Source organism: Actinoplanes sp. NPDC026619 (assembly GCF_040638295.1).
Classification (GTDB): domain Bacteria; phylum Actinomycetota; class Actinomycetes; order Mycobacteriales; family Micromonosporaceae; genus Actinoplanes.
Map to the genome: position 1 here is coordinate 45,294 of NZ_JBEZYA010000006.1, position 13,474 is coordinate 58,767.

General features: G+C 70.3%; 13 protein-coding genes and 1 pseudogene. 3 read left to right on the plus strand and 11 right to left on the minus strand.

The window, feature by feature from the left end; all coding sequences use genetic code 11:
• Nucleotides 1–29: 29 nt before the first annotated feature.
• Nucleotides 30–911: a hypothetical protein gene (locus AB0E90_RS15170; RefSeq protein ID WP_360404532.1), complete on the minus strand. Its 882-nt coding sequence runs from the start codon at nucleotides 909–911 to the stop codon at nucleotides 30–32.
• Nucleotides 912–920: 9 nt separating this feature from the next.
• Nucleotides 921–1,976, minus strand: coding sequence for a hypothetical protein (locus tag AB0E90_RS15175; protein ID WP_360404535.1), 1,056 nt, complete (start codon nucleotides 1,974–1,976; stop codon nucleotides 921–923).
• Between the two features lie 184 nt (nucleotides 1,977–2,160).
• On the opposite strand from AB0E90_RS15175, the gene AB0E90_RS15180 reads away from it, so the two are divergent.
• On the plus strand, nucleotides 2,161–2,718 hold the full coding sequence (locus tag AB0E90_RS15180; RefSeq protein WP_360404538.1) for a DUF1707 domain-containing protein: 558 nt from the start codon (nucleotides 2,161–2,163) through the stop codon (nucleotides 2,716–2,718).
• Here AB0E90_RS15180 and AB0E90_RS15185 read toward each other — a convergent pair.
• The 6 genes and pseudogenes from AB0E90_RS15185 to AB0E90_RS15210 all read right to left on the minus strand — a co-directional run.
• Nucleotides 2,704–3,465: a LamG-like jellyroll fold domain-containing protein gene (locus tag AB0E90_RS15185; protein ID WP_360404541.1), complete on the minus strand. Its 762-nt coding sequence runs from the start codon at nucleotides 3,463–3,465 to the stop codon at nucleotides 2,704–2,706. The two genes, AB0E90_RS15180 and AB0E90_RS15185, sit on opposite strands and share 15 nt — an antisense overlap.
• Nucleotides 3,465–4,607: a hypothetical protein gene (locus AB0E90_RS15190; protein ID WP_360404544.1), complete on the minus strand. Its 1,143-nt coding sequence runs from the start codon at nucleotides 4,605–4,607 to the stop codon at nucleotides 3,465–3,467. The genes AB0E90_RS15185 and AB0E90_RS15190 overlap by 1 nt, the downstream gene beginning before the upstream one ends.
• 89 nt (nucleotides 4,608–4,696) lie before the next feature.
• Nucleotides 4,697–6,064, minus strand: a complete 1,368-nt coding sequence (locus AB0E90_RS15195; protein ID WP_360404547.1) for a M14 family zinc carboxypeptidase — start codon at nucleotides 6,062–6,064, stop codon at nucleotides 4,697–4,699.
• A gap of 98 nt (nucleotides 6,065–6,162) precedes the next feature.
• Entirely contained in the window at nucleotides 6,163–7,374 is a 1,212-nt protein-coding gene (locus tag AB0E90_RS15200; RefSeq protein ID WP_360404550.1) for an MFS transporter, read from the minus strand.
• 11 nt (nucleotides 7,375–7,385) lie between these two features.
• Complete coding sequence (locus AB0E90_RS15205; protein WP_360404553.1) at nucleotides 7,386–8,078, minus strand: hypothetical protein; 693 nt, start codon at nucleotides 8,076–8,078, stop codon at nucleotides 7,386–7,388.
• Nucleotides 8,079–8,149: 71 nt separating this feature from the next.
• Nucleotides 8,150–8,767 (minus strand): annotated as a pseudogene (locus AB0E90_RS15210) (ATP-binding cassette domain-containing protein); the annotation flags it as partial.
• A 110-nt stretch (nucleotides 8,768–8,877) separates the two neighbouring features.
• On the opposite strand from AB0E90_RS15210, the gene AB0E90_RS15215 reads away from it, so the two are divergent.
• Both AB0E90_RS15215 and AB0E90_RS15220 read left to right on the plus strand, forming a co-directional pair.
• A complete protein-coding gene (locus AB0E90_RS15215) occupies nucleotides 8,878–9,984 on the plus strand; it encodes a sensor histidine kinase (RefSeq protein WP_360404556.1) in 1,107 nt (368 codons plus the stop codon).
• Nucleotides 9,985–10,006: 22 nt separating this feature from the next.
• A complete protein-coding gene (locus tag AB0E90_RS15220) occupies nucleotides 10,007–10,669 on the plus strand; it encodes a response regulator transcription factor (RefSeq protein WP_360404559.1) in 663 nt (220 codons plus the stop codon).
• On the opposite strand, the gene AB0E90_RS15225 is transcribed toward AB0E90_RS15220, so the two are convergent.
• From AB0E90_RS15225 to AB0E90_RS15235, 3 genes are read right to left on the minus strand one after another with little or no spacing between them, the layout of a single operon-like run.
• Nucleotides 10,650–11,321, minus strand: a complete 672-nt coding sequence (locus tag AB0E90_RS15225) for an LUD domain-containing protein (protein WP_360404562.1) — start codon at nucleotides 11,319–11,321, stop codon at nucleotides 10,650–10,652. The two genes, AB0E90_RS15220 and AB0E90_RS15225, sit on opposite strands and share 20 nt — an antisense overlap.
• Nucleotides 11,318–12,745 carry a lactate utilization protein B gene (locus AB0E90_RS15230; protein WP_360404565.1) on the minus strand — a complete coding sequence of 476 codons (1,428 nt, stop codon included), beginning with the start codon at nucleotides 12,743–12,745 and terminating at the stop codon, nucleotides 11,318–11,320. The genes AB0E90_RS15225 and AB0E90_RS15230 overlap by 4 nt, the downstream gene beginning before the upstream one ends.
• Nucleotides 12,745–13,470: a (Fe-S)-binding protein gene (locus AB0E90_RS15235; protein WP_360404568.1), complete on the minus strand. Its 726-nt coding sequence runs from the start codon at nucleotides 13,468–13,470 to the stop codon at nucleotides 12,745–12,747. The genes AB0E90_RS15230 and AB0E90_RS15235 overlap by 1 nt, the downstream gene beginning before the upstream one ends.
• Between the last annotated feature and the right edge of the window lie 4 nt (nucleotides 13,471–13,474).

Sequence of the window (13,474 nt, forward strand, 5' to 3'; positions counted from 1 at the left end):
TTGGGTTGAGAAAAAGCCCCCCAAAAGCGTCAGCCAACGCCCTGGTAAGCCGTGAGCAGCTCGTCGACATAGGCGGGTGCGAGCGCCCGAATCTGATCCTCCGGCAGCGCACCGGCCAGCGACTGGACGGCCAACTCGACGCCGACGCTGGTAGGCCGCCCGAACTGGGCAACGAGGTGTGAGACGCCACGCGGTACGTTCGCGGCGCAGGCCGGATGTTCGGCGAGCTCACCCAGGCGCGCGCCGACGGCGGCCGGGGTTACCGGAGAACGCATGAGCCGGATGACATCAGCACAGTCCTTCGGCTTGATCCGGTGTCCGCGACCGCGTGCGCCGTCGGCGATCCGATCCGCGATCTTGTGGCTCTTGGCGATCAGCAACGCGCTGGGACCTGCGACACGGATCGTGGTCCGGCGGGGATCCCGGTCCGGCTCCAGGCTGACGATCGGCATCTCGGTGTTGTCATAGACAGTCGCTTCAATTCCAGGGGTCCAGCGGGTGGCGTTCTTGCCATGGTCCGGAAGGCGCGCGTCTCGGCGACCGTGGCCAGTCGCCAGTTGCTCCGGAACCAGCAGGTCCACGGAGACCATGGTCGGCGTGCCTTCGACCGTGGTTCGCGCCTGCCAGATGCCGGGCTCGATGCCGCCGCCGGACTTCACCTTGAGGGTGAAGCCGGCCGCGCCCATTGCTTCGACAATCTTCGGGTCCGGGCCCAGCAGAGCCGGATCGAGCCCCAGGTCGGCATCGGTGGTGTAGGGGGCAACCGTGACCTCGAAGTCGGCGTCGCCGACCTGGAGGTAGATCGCCTGGGCACCGACCAGAACAACGGCGTTCCGGTGTTCGCCCAGGGTCTGCAGTGCGTCGAGAAGAATCCGACGAGCGGCGACGTAGAGAGGATCGGGGGTGGTCATGAGACCAGTTTACGTACGACCAGGTATCTGATCCGTGCGCCAGGCCGAAGGATTGTCGGCCATCCATTCGAGCAAAGCGCTTCCCTCCTCGGGGAGGCGGCCGTTGCCGGCCAGGCAATCGAGCACAAGCTGTGACAGTCCTACATAGAACGTGCCGTCGCCGGCCTTTCGGGCCCGGACCAGCTGAGACGAATCCGAAGCGCTCAGCAGGATCACGTTCGCGCCCTGGTCGGTGGGCATGAGGGTGTGCTGCGCGGCGAAGGCGTCGGCGTCCGGGACGTAGAGGGTGAGCTGGGTCGGCGCGGCCACTTGAACGTAGGGCTGGGCCGCGAAGCTGCCGGTGACCACCGCCCGGTCGTCGCCGGTCAGCTGCCGCAGCAGGGCGTTCGGACCGGTGCGGGCGAGGTAAGTGCGGCAGCTGTTGCTCTTGAGGAGCGAGTAGTTCTCCGCACGGGCGATCAGCAGCCGCGACCAGTCGACCTCGGTGACCGCCCGGCTTCGGGGGGCGCGGCGGATGAGCCGCTCGTCGGCCAGCGCCGCCAGGGCACGCGAGACATATCCGTTGCTCAGCCCACTGGTCGCCGCGAGCTCGACCAGCTTGTAGGGCGGAGCGAAGTCGACCAAGGTGCGGACCAGGGCGTTGATCCCGGCCCCGCGCAGTTGCACCGGCCGCTTGACCGGCGGCTGGGGGTCGTTCGCGGCGCCGTCGACGCGCAGGTAGACCGCCGGCCGGGCAATCCGGACCCGCACGTTGCCGGTCAGGTCGAGGTAGTTGAACCCCCGCTCGACCAGCAGGTCCCGAGAGCGCGGGCTGATCCAGGGGGCGACCACCAGAATCGACTGAGGCAGCACGTCCCGAATCGCGTCGACGTCACTCGGGATGAACCGGTTGAACATCAGCACGAACAGCTGACCCCGGTCTTTACGCGCGCGGATCTCCCAGACGGCGTCGGCACCGCTGTCCGGACGGGAAACCGGCACGACTTCCATCGCGTCGTCGGGAAGCAGCTGCGCCAGCAGCCTGGCCGACGCGGACAGCAAGTTTTCCCCGCCAGTTGGCATCACGGTAAAAGTTTGCCACAAGACGCGGGTTTTTCGGTCTTCGAAAAACCCGGCGATCTAGGAAAACTTTGCCGCTCAGCAGAACTTTTCCTCGAAGCCTACGGCCGCCCGCACGCCGGGAAATCAGGGTTTGATCGGGGTTGGCGGGGGCCGCGGGAGAGGCCTTGAAGGGCTAACGTCGGCGTCCGTGAGCACACCCGTACCGATGCCGCCTTCTGACCATGAGCGTGAGCGGGCCGCCGAGCTGTTGCAGCGGGCCTGTGGTGACGGGCGCCTGACGCTCGAAGAGTTCAGCGTGCGGGTCGGGGCGGTCTGGGCCGCCAACACCGGGCAGGAGCTGGAGCTGGCGACCGCCGGCATGGCCGTCACACCGATCGTCGGGTCGGCGCAGAGCATCGACAGCGTCACGACGATCTTCAGTGAGACGAAGCGGCGCGGCCGGTGGCGGCTGCGGTCGTCGCGGCTGTGGTTGCGCACGTTCTTCGGGGCGACCACGCTCGACCTGCGTGAGGTGCTGACCAGCGAGAGCACCATCGAGATCGGCGGGCTGTGCCTGTTCGGTCAGATCACGGTCATCGTGCCGGAGGGTGTCGAGGTCGACCTGACCGGCGCGGTCGTCTTCTCCAACCATGACCTGCGGCTGGCGCCGGTGCCTCGGGTGCCGGGCACACCCGAGGTGCGGGTCGACATCGCCACCTGGTTCGGTCAGGTGCAGGTGATCAGCAAGCGCTCACTTCCCCAGTAACGGCGCTATCTGCACCCACACGTCGTCGAGCGTCCCCTGGAACTGGTCGTTGTCCCGGAACGAGCCCTTTCCACCGACGCTCAACGGGATCCGGTTGTCGATCGACAGATCCGGCGGCACGATCGTGCGGCCCGAACGCACGCCGTCCACCAGGATGATGAGTGCCGAGCCGGCCCGCCGGCACTCCAGCGAGTGCCATCGGTTGTCGGCCACGCCGACCGTGCTCATCGCCACGTGGATCTCCGGATCCTCGTCGTCGACCAGCACGCAGCTGGGGTGGCCGGCGGCGCCGTCGATCTGCAGCTTGTATTGGCTGCCCCGAGCCGAATAGCCCTTCTGCAGCACGTTCTCGCCCTTGGTGGTCTCGTTGCCGGCCAGCAGGACCGACGCCCCGAAGCGGATGTCGCGCCGGCCGGGGTTGAGATCGTCCGAGGTGACTGTGCGCAGCGCGATCCGCGGGCACGGCTCGTCGTGGCAGGGCTCCGGGAAGGTCAGGGCGCTGCCGCCGGCGTGCGCGACCGTGCTCAACGACCCACCGTGCCGGGCCACCGGGCTCAGGTCGTGCCCGTTCCCGGTGACGTCGGCGAGCGGCGCCATACCGTCGAAGTTGTAGTGGACGACGTCCGGGATTGCCGGGGGCGAAGGCGAGGGGGACGGCGTGGGCAAGGGGATCGTGGTGGCGCCCGCCGACGAGCCGAGGAGGCCGATCGTGGCCAGCGCCACCGCGACCAGGATTACGCGCCGCATCAGCCGAAGGACGCGAAGCGCTTCTGGGAACGACCGCCGATCGTGGTGAAGTCACCGCCGACCGCGACCGTTCCGTGCTCCCGGTCGACTCCGATCGTGCGAACGCCGGCGATGCCGTTGGCCTGCGGCGCCCAGTCGCTCAGCGAGCCGTCGCCGCGCACCGCGGCCAGTTTGACCCGGGACACCGAGCCCTCCCGGCAGGTGCCGTGCGCGCCGACCGAGCTGCTGGTGCAGGCCCGGTCGAAGTGCCCGCCGACATAGGCGGTGCCGTCGAGCACGGCGATCGCCTGGGCGTCACCGTCGAAGACCTGGCTCCAGCGGGTGCTGCCGGTGCTGGTGAACGCGGCGGCCCGGCCACCCGGTCCGCCCATGGCCGCGTAGACGCCGTTCGCGTCGGTGGCGATCGAGTAGACGACGGCGGGGGCCGAGGGACGGAAGCTCTCGTCGACGTCGCCGCTGGTGGCGTCGACCGCGGCGAGGCGCAGCGTGGAGCGTACGTCGCCGGCCTTGTGGAAGGCGCCGCCCAGATAGACCTTGGAGTTCCGGTAGGCGAGCGAGTAGACGGTGTCGTCCGCGCTGGGCGTCCAGTCGTCGTCGAGCTCGCCGTCGTCCAGCGAGAACGCGGCCAGTCGCGACCGGTCCTCGCCGTCGACCCCGCTGATCGTGCCGGCCAGGTAGAGCCGCCCGTTGCCGACGGCGAGAGCCCGCGGGCTGCCGTCGACGCTGTGCCGGAAGGAGGAGACCGCACCGGTGCCGGCGTCGATCTTGGCAACCGCATCGCGGCTGCGACCGGAGATCTGCCCGAATTCGCCGGCGGCGAAGACGGAGCTGTCGGAGACCGCGAGCGCGCGGACGGTGTCGTCGGCCCGCGGCGCCCAGTCACGCAGCGCGCCGGTGCTGGCGTCGAACGCGGCGAGCCGCTCCCGGGCGACAGTGCGGCCGTTCACGCTGGTGCTGGTAAAAGATCCGCCGACGTAGACGGTGTTGCCGCGGTACGCGATCGCGTAGACCGAGCCGTTGAAGGAGGGCGTCGCCCGGACGGTCTGACCGACCGCCGCGACGGCGGGCTGCGCGACGGCGCAGGCCACGAGAGCCGCCACGCCGCCGACGGCGAAGCGCCGGACATGCTGAGAGATTCGCACGCCGAGCTAAACGCTCGTCCCCGTGATCAGGATGCGTGTATCCGCCGGGTCGAGCCGGACCGGCAGGCGCCGGCCCGGCTCGGGTGAGATCAGCTTCCGGTCGGGTAGGGGCGGGCCGCCGCGGTGCCCAGGGACATGAACGCAGGCAGGTTGAGGTTCCAGAACGACGTCATGCACGAGTACTTCGGGAAGAAGCCGCTGCAGCTGGATCCGTTCGGGCCGACCTCGATCGTGTAGCCGGGAACGCCCAGCGTGCCGTAGATCCAGTCGTCGGTCGCGCCGGGCGCGAAGTAGTTCAGGCCACCGTCGCCGTGCACCACGTCGTACCCGTTGGACTTGCCCATGGCCGTGGCGATCGTCTTGAGATCGGTGTTGTTCGGCGCGAGCGAGTTGGTCCAGCCGTACGGATAAATGTTGAGCTCGGCGTAGCTGTGCAGGGTGAGGAACGTCCCGGTGGTGGCGGTGGTGGCCGCCGTGAAGTCGGCGGCGGGCTTGGTGTCGCGGTAGATCTGCGAGAGGAAGCCCTGGATGCCCTGGGTCTCCGGCTCGCTGGCCGCGCTGGCGCCGGGGTAGGTCTCGCTGCACTTGGTGCCCTGGTTGACGTCCCAGTGGTAGCTCGAGTTGCGGTTGAGGTCGACGCCCTTGCCGGTGCCGGAACAGCCGTTGGTGTGGGCGTTCTTGCGCTGGGAGACGGGGCTGGTGGAGTTCGACGAGACGATGTCCACGCCGTCCGGGTTGGCGATCGGGATGACCCACAGCTCGGTGGTGTTCATCAGGTTGGTCACGGCGGTGTTGGTGCCGTAGTTGTTCACCAGGTAGTCGATCCACTTGTAGGCGAGCTCGCCGGTGGAGAGCTCCCGGGCGTGCATCTGCGCCATCAGGGTGAACTTCGGCTTCGAGCCGCTGGTGTTCAGCGCGCAGTCACCGGTCGCGATCTTGGTGATGCACAGGGCCTGGACGTCGTGGCCACCACTGCCCTGGGTCTTCAGCCACGACGAGCCGATGGTGCGCAGCACGACCAGGTCAGGGTGCGCGGTGGCGACCGACTGGTTGTGCGCCTCGTGCCCGGCCGCGGTGTGGTAACCGCCGTAGTAGGTGTCGGAGGCCGCCACGAACGACGGATCCACCGGCTGATAGAGCGGCCCGGCATAGCGCACGGTCAGGCCACCGCGCCGCAACCGCTGGGCGTCGGCTTCCGAGGCCAGGATGGGTACGCCGTTGGTCAGCGGCCCTTCGAGCACGTCATAGCCGCGCCGGTTGAGGTCGGCGGCCAAACCATCGGCGGCCGGCCCACCGGCGGTCGCGGTCGGCGACGTGACGTCGTAGTAGGCCAGTTCGGTCGTGCTCGGGACGGCCGCGGTGGCACTGCCGGGCATCGTGAGCCCGGCACCGAGCAGGACGAGCAGTACGCCTGCTCCGGCGGCGATCAGCCGCTGGAGACGCGAGAACCTGGTCATCGGTACCTCGATCGTGGGGGCCGGCGTCACCGTGCGCCAAGCCGTAAGGAATCCACCATCATCGATCAAAGCCCGCGCGTCATCATCCCAAAAGGGACCTATTGCGAATCGCGCCGCCACGGCAGGAACCCAATGCCGGTCAACAGCACCGCGGCGAGGACGATCAAGGCGGTCTTGGCGCTGGTAGCGGCGGCAAGAAGGCCGGCCGCGGCGATGCAGGCCGGCTGAACGATCTTGTTGGTGATCGACCAGGCCATCACCACGCGGGACATGTGCTCGTCGTCGGTCGCGTTCATCCGGTAGGTCGCGAACGTCGGGCTGAACATCCCGGCGAACAGCACCAGCAGGAAGTCGGCGGCGGTCAGCATGACCAGCCCGACCGTGCTGGCCGGCGCGAACGGCACCAGGAAGAGCCACAGGTTGCGGCCGACCCCCGCGAACAGCAGCACCCGATGTTCGCCGAGCCTCCGCCGCAGCGGCTTGACCACCAGTGAGCCGACGATGCCGGCCACACTGGACACACCGGTGATCAGGCCGAACTGCCACGCCGAGAACCCGAGATCGCGTAATACGAAGACGGTGAGCAGCGGGGTGAGGGCCATCAGGCAGCCCCCGAAGATCATCGAGTTCCAGAACAGCGCGGTCAGTCCGCGGTGCCGGAAGATGTAGCGCCAGCCCGCGGTCAGGTCCCGCAACCAGTGGTGCTCGGCGGTGCGCGGCGCGATCGGCTCCGGGTTGCGCAGCCCGCGCAACGTGAGCGCCGAGATCAGGAAGCTGACCGCGTCGAGGGCCATCGCGACGGTGGCGCCCAGCCAGGAGATCAGCACGCCACCGATGGGCGGCCCGGCCGCGTTCGCGGTCCACAGCGTGGTCTCGAACTTCCCGTTCGCCTCGGCCCGGTGCGGCTCGGGCACCAGCGTGCGCAGTTGCGCGACGCCGGCCGAGTCGAAGGCGAGGCGGGCGGCCATCTGCAAGACGGCCACCACGCACAGGTGCCAGTAGGTCAGCACGCCGAAGAGCGCCGCCACCGGCACCGAGACGACGGCGGCGAAGCGCAGCAGGTCCGACGCCACCATCACCGGCAGCTTGCGGTGGTGCTCGATCCACGGCCCGAGCGGCAGCGCCACGACGGCGCTCACGATGCCGGCCAGCACGGTCAGCAGCGACACCTGGAAGTCGGAGACCCCGAGCACCAGCACCGCCACGATCGGGAGGGCCGAGTAGCCGACCGCGCTGCCGACCTCACTCGCCGCGAACGCCGCCCACCGGCGCCGGAAGTCCGCCCGCCACGCCGTCTCGGTGGTAACCACGGCGCCGAAGCTTAGGTCACATCCCGACGCACCGCGCTCGCCACACCGACCGCCGCGAAGACGACCGCGTATCCCGCCAGCACGAGCCCCGCCAGCCACGGCGTCACCCGGTCGGCGTTGTTCGGCAAACCCACCAGCGCCTCACCCAGCGCGAACGGCAGCCATCGACCGGCGTCGCCGATCAACTGAGCGACCACCCCCTCGACCAGCGCCAGCCAGGCGAGCGCCGCCGCCACCGCCGCGCCGACGTTGGTGATCACCGCGCCGACCCCGACGCCGAGCGCGGCGAACACGACGTTCCAGACGATCCCGCCGGCCAGGGTCGGCCCGAGCGCACCCAGATCGGGCCGGCCGCCGACCCAGATCGCGTCGGCGGTCAGCGCCGTCACCGACGCCGACGCCCCGAACACGAGACCGGCCGGCGCCAGCACCGCCAGCTTCGCGAGCACCACCCGCCGCCGCGCGGGCACGGCCAGGAAGGTGTCGGTGATCGTGCGGTGCCGGTACTCGCCGGCCATCGCCACGACGCCGAGCAGCAGCGAGAACAGCGAGACCAGGCCGACGTGCGCAACCGCCGCCCGCTGGTCGTCGCGCCGGGACAGCACGCCGCTCACCCCGGCGACCACGACGAGCTGCGCGATGGCCAGCAGCAGCCAGTTGCCACGCACCGTCACGAGCTTGCGCGCCTCCGCCGGCACACTCATCGCACACCGTCCGTGAGCCGCAGGAACGCCGTCTCCAGCTCGCCCAGATCGGCCAGCGGCCCGGCGAACCGCAACTCCCCGGCATCGACGATCACCACCCGATCGGCGATCTGCCCGACCTCGGCCAGAACATGGCTGGAGATCACGACGGTCCGGCCCTCGGTCACCATCGAGCGCAGCAGACGGCGCAACCACGCCATCCCGGACGGGTCGAGCCCGTTGCCCGGCTCGTCCAGGATCAGCACCGGCGGATCGCCGAGCAGCGCGGTGGCCAGCCCGAGCCGCTGCCGCATGCCGAGCGAATAACCACGCACCCGCCGATCGGCCGCGTCACCGAGCTCCACCTGATCAAGCACCGCCGGCACGCGCGAGGCGGACAGTCCCGACTGCGCCGCGGAAATCACCAGATGCTGGCGTCCGGTGCGCCCGGGATGAAAGCCGGTCGCGTCCAGCAGCGCGCCCACCACGCGGCGCGGATACGGCAGGTCGGCATAGCGGCGCCCGCCGATCGTCGCGGTCCCGGCGGTCGGCCCCACCAACCCGAGCAGCATGCGCAGCGTGGTGGTCTTGCCGGCCCCGTTGGGGCCGAGGAATCCGGTCACCCCGGGCGTCAGAGCACAGGTCAGATTGCGTACGGCGGAAACCGCCCCGAACTGTTTGGAGAGTCCACTGAAGACGACATCGGTCATCGCCCGACTGTCGCCGCCGAAGCGCCCGGCCGAATCCCCCGCCCGCGGCATCTTCGGAGTACCGCATCGGCGGTATCCCCCGGCGGCGCTTGCGGCCGTACCGTTTCCGCATGCGCCACCTCGCCCGGATGGCCCGGCACCGCCCGCACGTCGCCGACACCGCGACCGCAATCGTCGTGTGGGCGGCGGCGCTGCTGACCACGAACACCGGCCACCACCTGCGCGACCCGATCGCCGCCGCGGTGGCCGCGATCGCCTGCGGCGCACTCGCGCTGCGCCGCCGCCGGCCCTACCCGGCGCTGCTGGTGAGCACGGTCGCGGCCGAGGCCTATCTGGCCCGGGTGAGCAGCGGCGGCGGCACGCTGATCCTGGCGGCGCCGCTGATCGCGCTCTACACGGTGGCCGAGAGCGGCCCGCGCCGCCGCTCGCTGTGGGTGGCGGCCGTGTTGGTGCTGCTGATCGGCGCGTTCCACACGGTGGCGAAGTCGGGGCGCTGGCTCGGCGCCGAGAACATCGCGCTGGCCGCGCTGGGTGGTCTGGCGGTGGCGGCCGGCGAGGCGGCCCGCAACCGGCGCGCCTATCAGGCCGAGGCGCTGCTACGCGCCCAGGAACGGGTGGCCGCGGAGCGGCTGCGGATCGCCCGCGACCTGCACGACAGCGTCGGCCACCACCTCGCCCTGATCAACGTGCAGGCCGGGGTGGCCGGCCACGTGCTGACCGATGGTCCGGCGCCGTTGCGCGAGACGCTGGAGCAGATCAGGCTGAGCAGCCGCTCGGCTCTCGACGAGCTGCGTGACGCGGTCGGCCTGCTGCGCCGGCCCGGCGAGCCGTCCGTGCTGGTCGAACCGTCCGCCGGCCTGGATGACCTGCTCGCCACGTTCCGGCGGTCCGGCCTGACGATCACCTACCGGCCGATCGGCGAAGGCTTGCCGCCGGCGATCGACGCGGTGGTGTTCCGGGTGGTGCAGGAATCGCTGACCAATGTGCGCAAGCACGCGGGCTCGGTCGCGGTGACGCTCGACCTGCAGCGCGCCGGCGCCGACCTGATCGTGCTGGTGGCGAACGACGGGCCGCCGGTCACCGGCTTCGCCGCAGCGCATGGGCTGGTCGGCATGCGGGAGCGGGTGACCGCGCTCGGCGGCGAGCTGACCGCGACGCCACACCACGACGGCGGCTTCCGGGTGAGCGCCCGGCTTCCGATCGGGCATCCCGCATGATCCGCGCGATCGAGGATCCCGCATGATCCGCGTGGGTCTGGCCGACGACCAGCCGTTACTCGTGGCCAGTTTCGCCACGCTCGTCGAGTCCGCCCCGGACATGAGCGTCGCCGGGACGGCCCGCAACGGTCACGAGGCGATCGAGCTGGCCCGACGCGGCGACACGGACGTGCTGCTCATGGACATTCGCATGCCGGACCTCGACGGCCTGGCCGCCACCCGCCAGATCACCGCCACCGGAACGGCCACCCGGGTGCTGATCCTGACCACCTTCGAGATCGACGAGTACGTCTTCGCGGCGCTGCGCGCGGGGGCCAGCGGCTTTCTCGGCAAGAGCGCCGAGCCGCGCGAGCTGCTGCACGCCATCCGGGTGATCCACCGCGGCGACGCCCTGCTCACTCCGGCGGCCACCCGCAGCCTGATCGCCCGTTACCTGTCGCACCCCGAGCGCCCGGCGGGCCCCTCCGCGGCGCGGCTGGCCGGCCTGACCGATCGCGAACGCGAGATCCTGGCGCTGGTCGGCGCGGGCCTCTCCAACGACGACATCGCGGCGCACCTCGTGGTCAGCCCGCACACGGTGAAGACGCACGTCAACCGCACCATGACCAAGCTGGCCGCGCACGACCGGGCCCAGCTCGTGGTGATCGCCTACGAGACCGGCCTGGTCAGGCCGGCAGCAGGATGATGTGCAGGTTCCGCGGGCCGTGCACGCCCTCCACCCGGTTGAGCTCGATGTCGCTGGTGGCGGACGGGCCGCTGATCCAGGTGAGCGGCCGGGTCGGGTCGAGCCGCTCGAGCGCCTCCGGCACCGAGGCGACCACCTGATCCGTGCGGAGCACGCAGATGTGCAGGTCGGGCAGGAGCGAGATGATCCGCCGCCCCTGGTCCGGCGACGCGTCCAGCACGATCGTCCCGGTCTCCGCGACGGCGACGGCCGAGGCGGTCACCACGCCGTCGGTGGCCGCGATCCGGTCGGCGGGCAGTCCGTCGTCGACGAGCGCCTCGACGCCGTCGGGCAGCCAGCCGGCGGGCAGACCGGGCGGCACGACGACGGTTCCCGACGGCAGGATGTCGGAGATGGCCGCGCGGATGGCCGCCGTCACATCGATTTTGTCCACCGTCGGCCCGACCTGCGGTCCACTTCCCTCGATCCCCATCTCGGGTTCGGCCGGTACCAGCCGATGGACCACCGCCTTGTAGTCGATCAGGCGCTCGACCAGCAGATCGAGGTCCACCCTGGCCGGGCCACGGCGGTAGTCGCGGGGAATCTCCGGGGCCGGCGTGCCGTCGGCGAGCGCCGCGCGAATGCGGCCGAGAACGACGTCCTTCGAGCTCATCGGTTCCGCCACCAATCCCGGAAGGTCTCCGGCGGCGGTGCCGGCAGATCGCGACTGGCGGTCCAGCCGTTCAACGGCGGGGGCAAGCCGCGGCCTCGCCGGCCGGCGATCCGGGACAGCTTCGCGGCGCGCTGCGCGGACGCGTACAGGCGCGGGTGATCCATGGTGTACGCCGCGGCCGCCATCACCGCCGCTTCGGTTCGCGGATGCGGCGCCTGATTGCGCAGGTGCACCAGGATCGACGGGATATCGATCTTCACCGGGCAGGCATCGAAGCAGGCCCCGCACAGCGACGACGCGTACGGCAGGCTGGCATTGTCTTCCACCCCGGTGAGCTGCGGCGACAGCACCGCGCCGATCGGCCCCGGATAGACCGAGCCGTAGGCGTGCCCGCCGGTCCGCTCGTAGACCGGGCACACGTTGAGGCAGGCCGAGCAGCGGATGCAATGCAGCGCCTGCCGTCCCACCTCGTCGGCGAGCACCGCGGTGCGCCCGTTGTCGAGCAGCACCAGGTGGAAGTTCTGCGGCCCGTCGCCCGGCGTCACCCCGGTCCACATCGAGGTGTACGGGTTCATCCGCTCCCCGGTCGACGCCCGCGGCAGCAGCTGCAGGAAGACCTCGAGGTCCTGCCAGGTGGGCACCAGCTTCTCGATGCCCATCACGGTGATCAGCGTTTCCGGCAGGGTCAGGCACATCCGCCCGTTCCCCTCCGACTCGACGACAGCGAGCGTCCCGGTGTCGGCGATCGCGAAGTTGGCGCCGGACACCGCGACGGTGGTGCTGAGGAACGTCTCGCGCAGATAGCGCCGCGCCGCGCCGGCCAGCACCGGCGGATCGTCGGTCAGCGACGGGTCGACGCCGGGCATGGCGCGCAGGAATATCTCCCGGATCTCCGACCGGTTCCGGTGGATGGCCGGCACCAGGATGTGGCTGGGCTTGTCGTTGCCCAGCTGCACGATCAACTCGGCGAGGTCGGTCTCCACCGGGGTGATCCCGGCGGCCTCGAGCGCCTCGTTGAGCCCGATCTCCTGGGTCGCCATCGACTTGACCTTGATCACCCGCGACGAACCGGTCGCCCGCACGAGATCGGTGACGATCTGATTGGCCTCGTTGGCGTCGGCCGCCCAATGCACCACCCCACCGGCCGCCGTGACCTTCTCCTCGAGCTGCTCCAGCAACTCCGGAAGGTGCGCCATGGTGTGGGCCTTCAGCGCCGAACCGGCCGCCCGCAGCTCCTGCCAGTCCGGCAGTTCCGCGATGACCCGGCCGGACTTGCCGCGGATCGTGGTGGTCGCGTGCTGAAGATTGCGCCGCAGTTGCGAGTCGGCCAGCGCCGTGCGGGCCGCCGCCGGGAAGGACTCGTCGCCGCGCAGGTGCCCGACGCCTCGCGGCGCGTGGACCGGCATTCCCAGGAACGTGCTCATCAGGCCTCCGTCGATGCCAGGATCTCGGCGAGGTGGACGGTTCGCACGCCGGTGCGCAGCCGGGACAGGCCACCGCCGATGTGCATCAGGCACGAGGCGTCACCGGCCGTGCAGACATCGGCGCCGGTGTCGAGCACGTGCCGCATCTTGTCGGCGAGCATCGCGGTGGATGTGTCGGCGTTCTTCACCGAGAACGTGCCGCCGAAACCACAGCACTGCTCGGCCGCCGGCAGCTCCACCAGATCCAGGCCCCGGACGTTACGGAGCAGGCGTTCCGGCTTGTCCCCCACCCGCAGCACCCGCAGCGAATGGCAGGTCGGGTGGTAGGTCACGCGATGCGGATAGTAGGCACCGACGTCTTCGACGCCGAGGACATCGATCAAGAGCTCGGACAGCTCGTACGTACGGGAAGCGACCGCCGAAGCGCGAGCCGCGAGCTTCGTGTCGTCGCCCGCCACCATCGCGTGCTGGTGCCGCACCGAGCCGACACAGCTGCCGGACGGGGCGACCACCACGTCGAACCGCTCGAAGGTCTGGACGTGCCGTTTGACCAACGGCAACGCGTCCTTCTGATAACCGGTGTTGATGTGCATCTGGCCGCAGCACGTCTGCTCCGGTGGAAAGACGACCTCGTGGCCGAGCCGCTCCAGCAGCAGCACGGTCGCCTTGGCCGCCGCCGGAAACATGGTGTCCGCCAGGCAGGTCACGAACAACGCGATGCGCATCCGA

Bases quoted from the DNA above. Each gene is read 5' to 3' on its own strand.
- AB0E90_RS15230 (WP_360404565.1), bottom strand. From the start codon at position 12,745: ATGAGCACGTTCCTGGGAATGCCGGTCCACGCGCCGCGAGGCGTCGGG.
- AB0E90_RS15205 (WP_360404553.1), bottom strand. From the start codon at position 8,078: ATGAGTGTGCCGGCGGAGGCGCGCAAGCTCGTGACGGTGCGTGGCAAC.
- AB0E90_RS15185 (WP_360404541.1), bottom strand. From the start codon at position 3,465: ATGCGGCGCGTAATCCTGGTCGCGGTGGCGCTGGCCACGATCGGCCTC.
- AB0E90_RS15195 (WP_360404547.1), bottom strand. From the start codon at position 6,064: ATGACCAGGTTCTCGCGTCTCCAGCGGCTGATCGCCGCCGGAGCAGGC.
- AB0E90_RS15220 (WP_360404559.1), top strand. From the start codon at position 10,007: ATGATCCGCGTGGGTCTGGCCGACGACCAGCCGTTACTCGTGGCCAGT.
- AB0E90_RS15225 (WP_360404562.1), bottom strand. From the start codon at position 11,321: ATGAGCTCGAAGGACGTCGTTCTCGGCCGCATTCGCGCGGCGCTCGCC.
- AB0E90_RS15215 (WP_360404556.1), top strand. From the start codon at position 8,878: ATGCGCCACCTCGCCCGGATGGCCCGGCACCGCCCGCACGTCGCCGAC.
- AB0E90_RS15170 (WP_360404532.1), bottom strand. From the start codon at position 911: ATGACCACCCCCGATCCTCTCTACGTCGCCGCTCGTCGGATTCTTCTC.
- AB0E90_RS15235 (WP_360404568.1), bottom strand. From the start codon at position 13,470: ATGCGCATCGCGTTGTTCGTGACCTGCCTGGCGGACACCATGTTTCCG.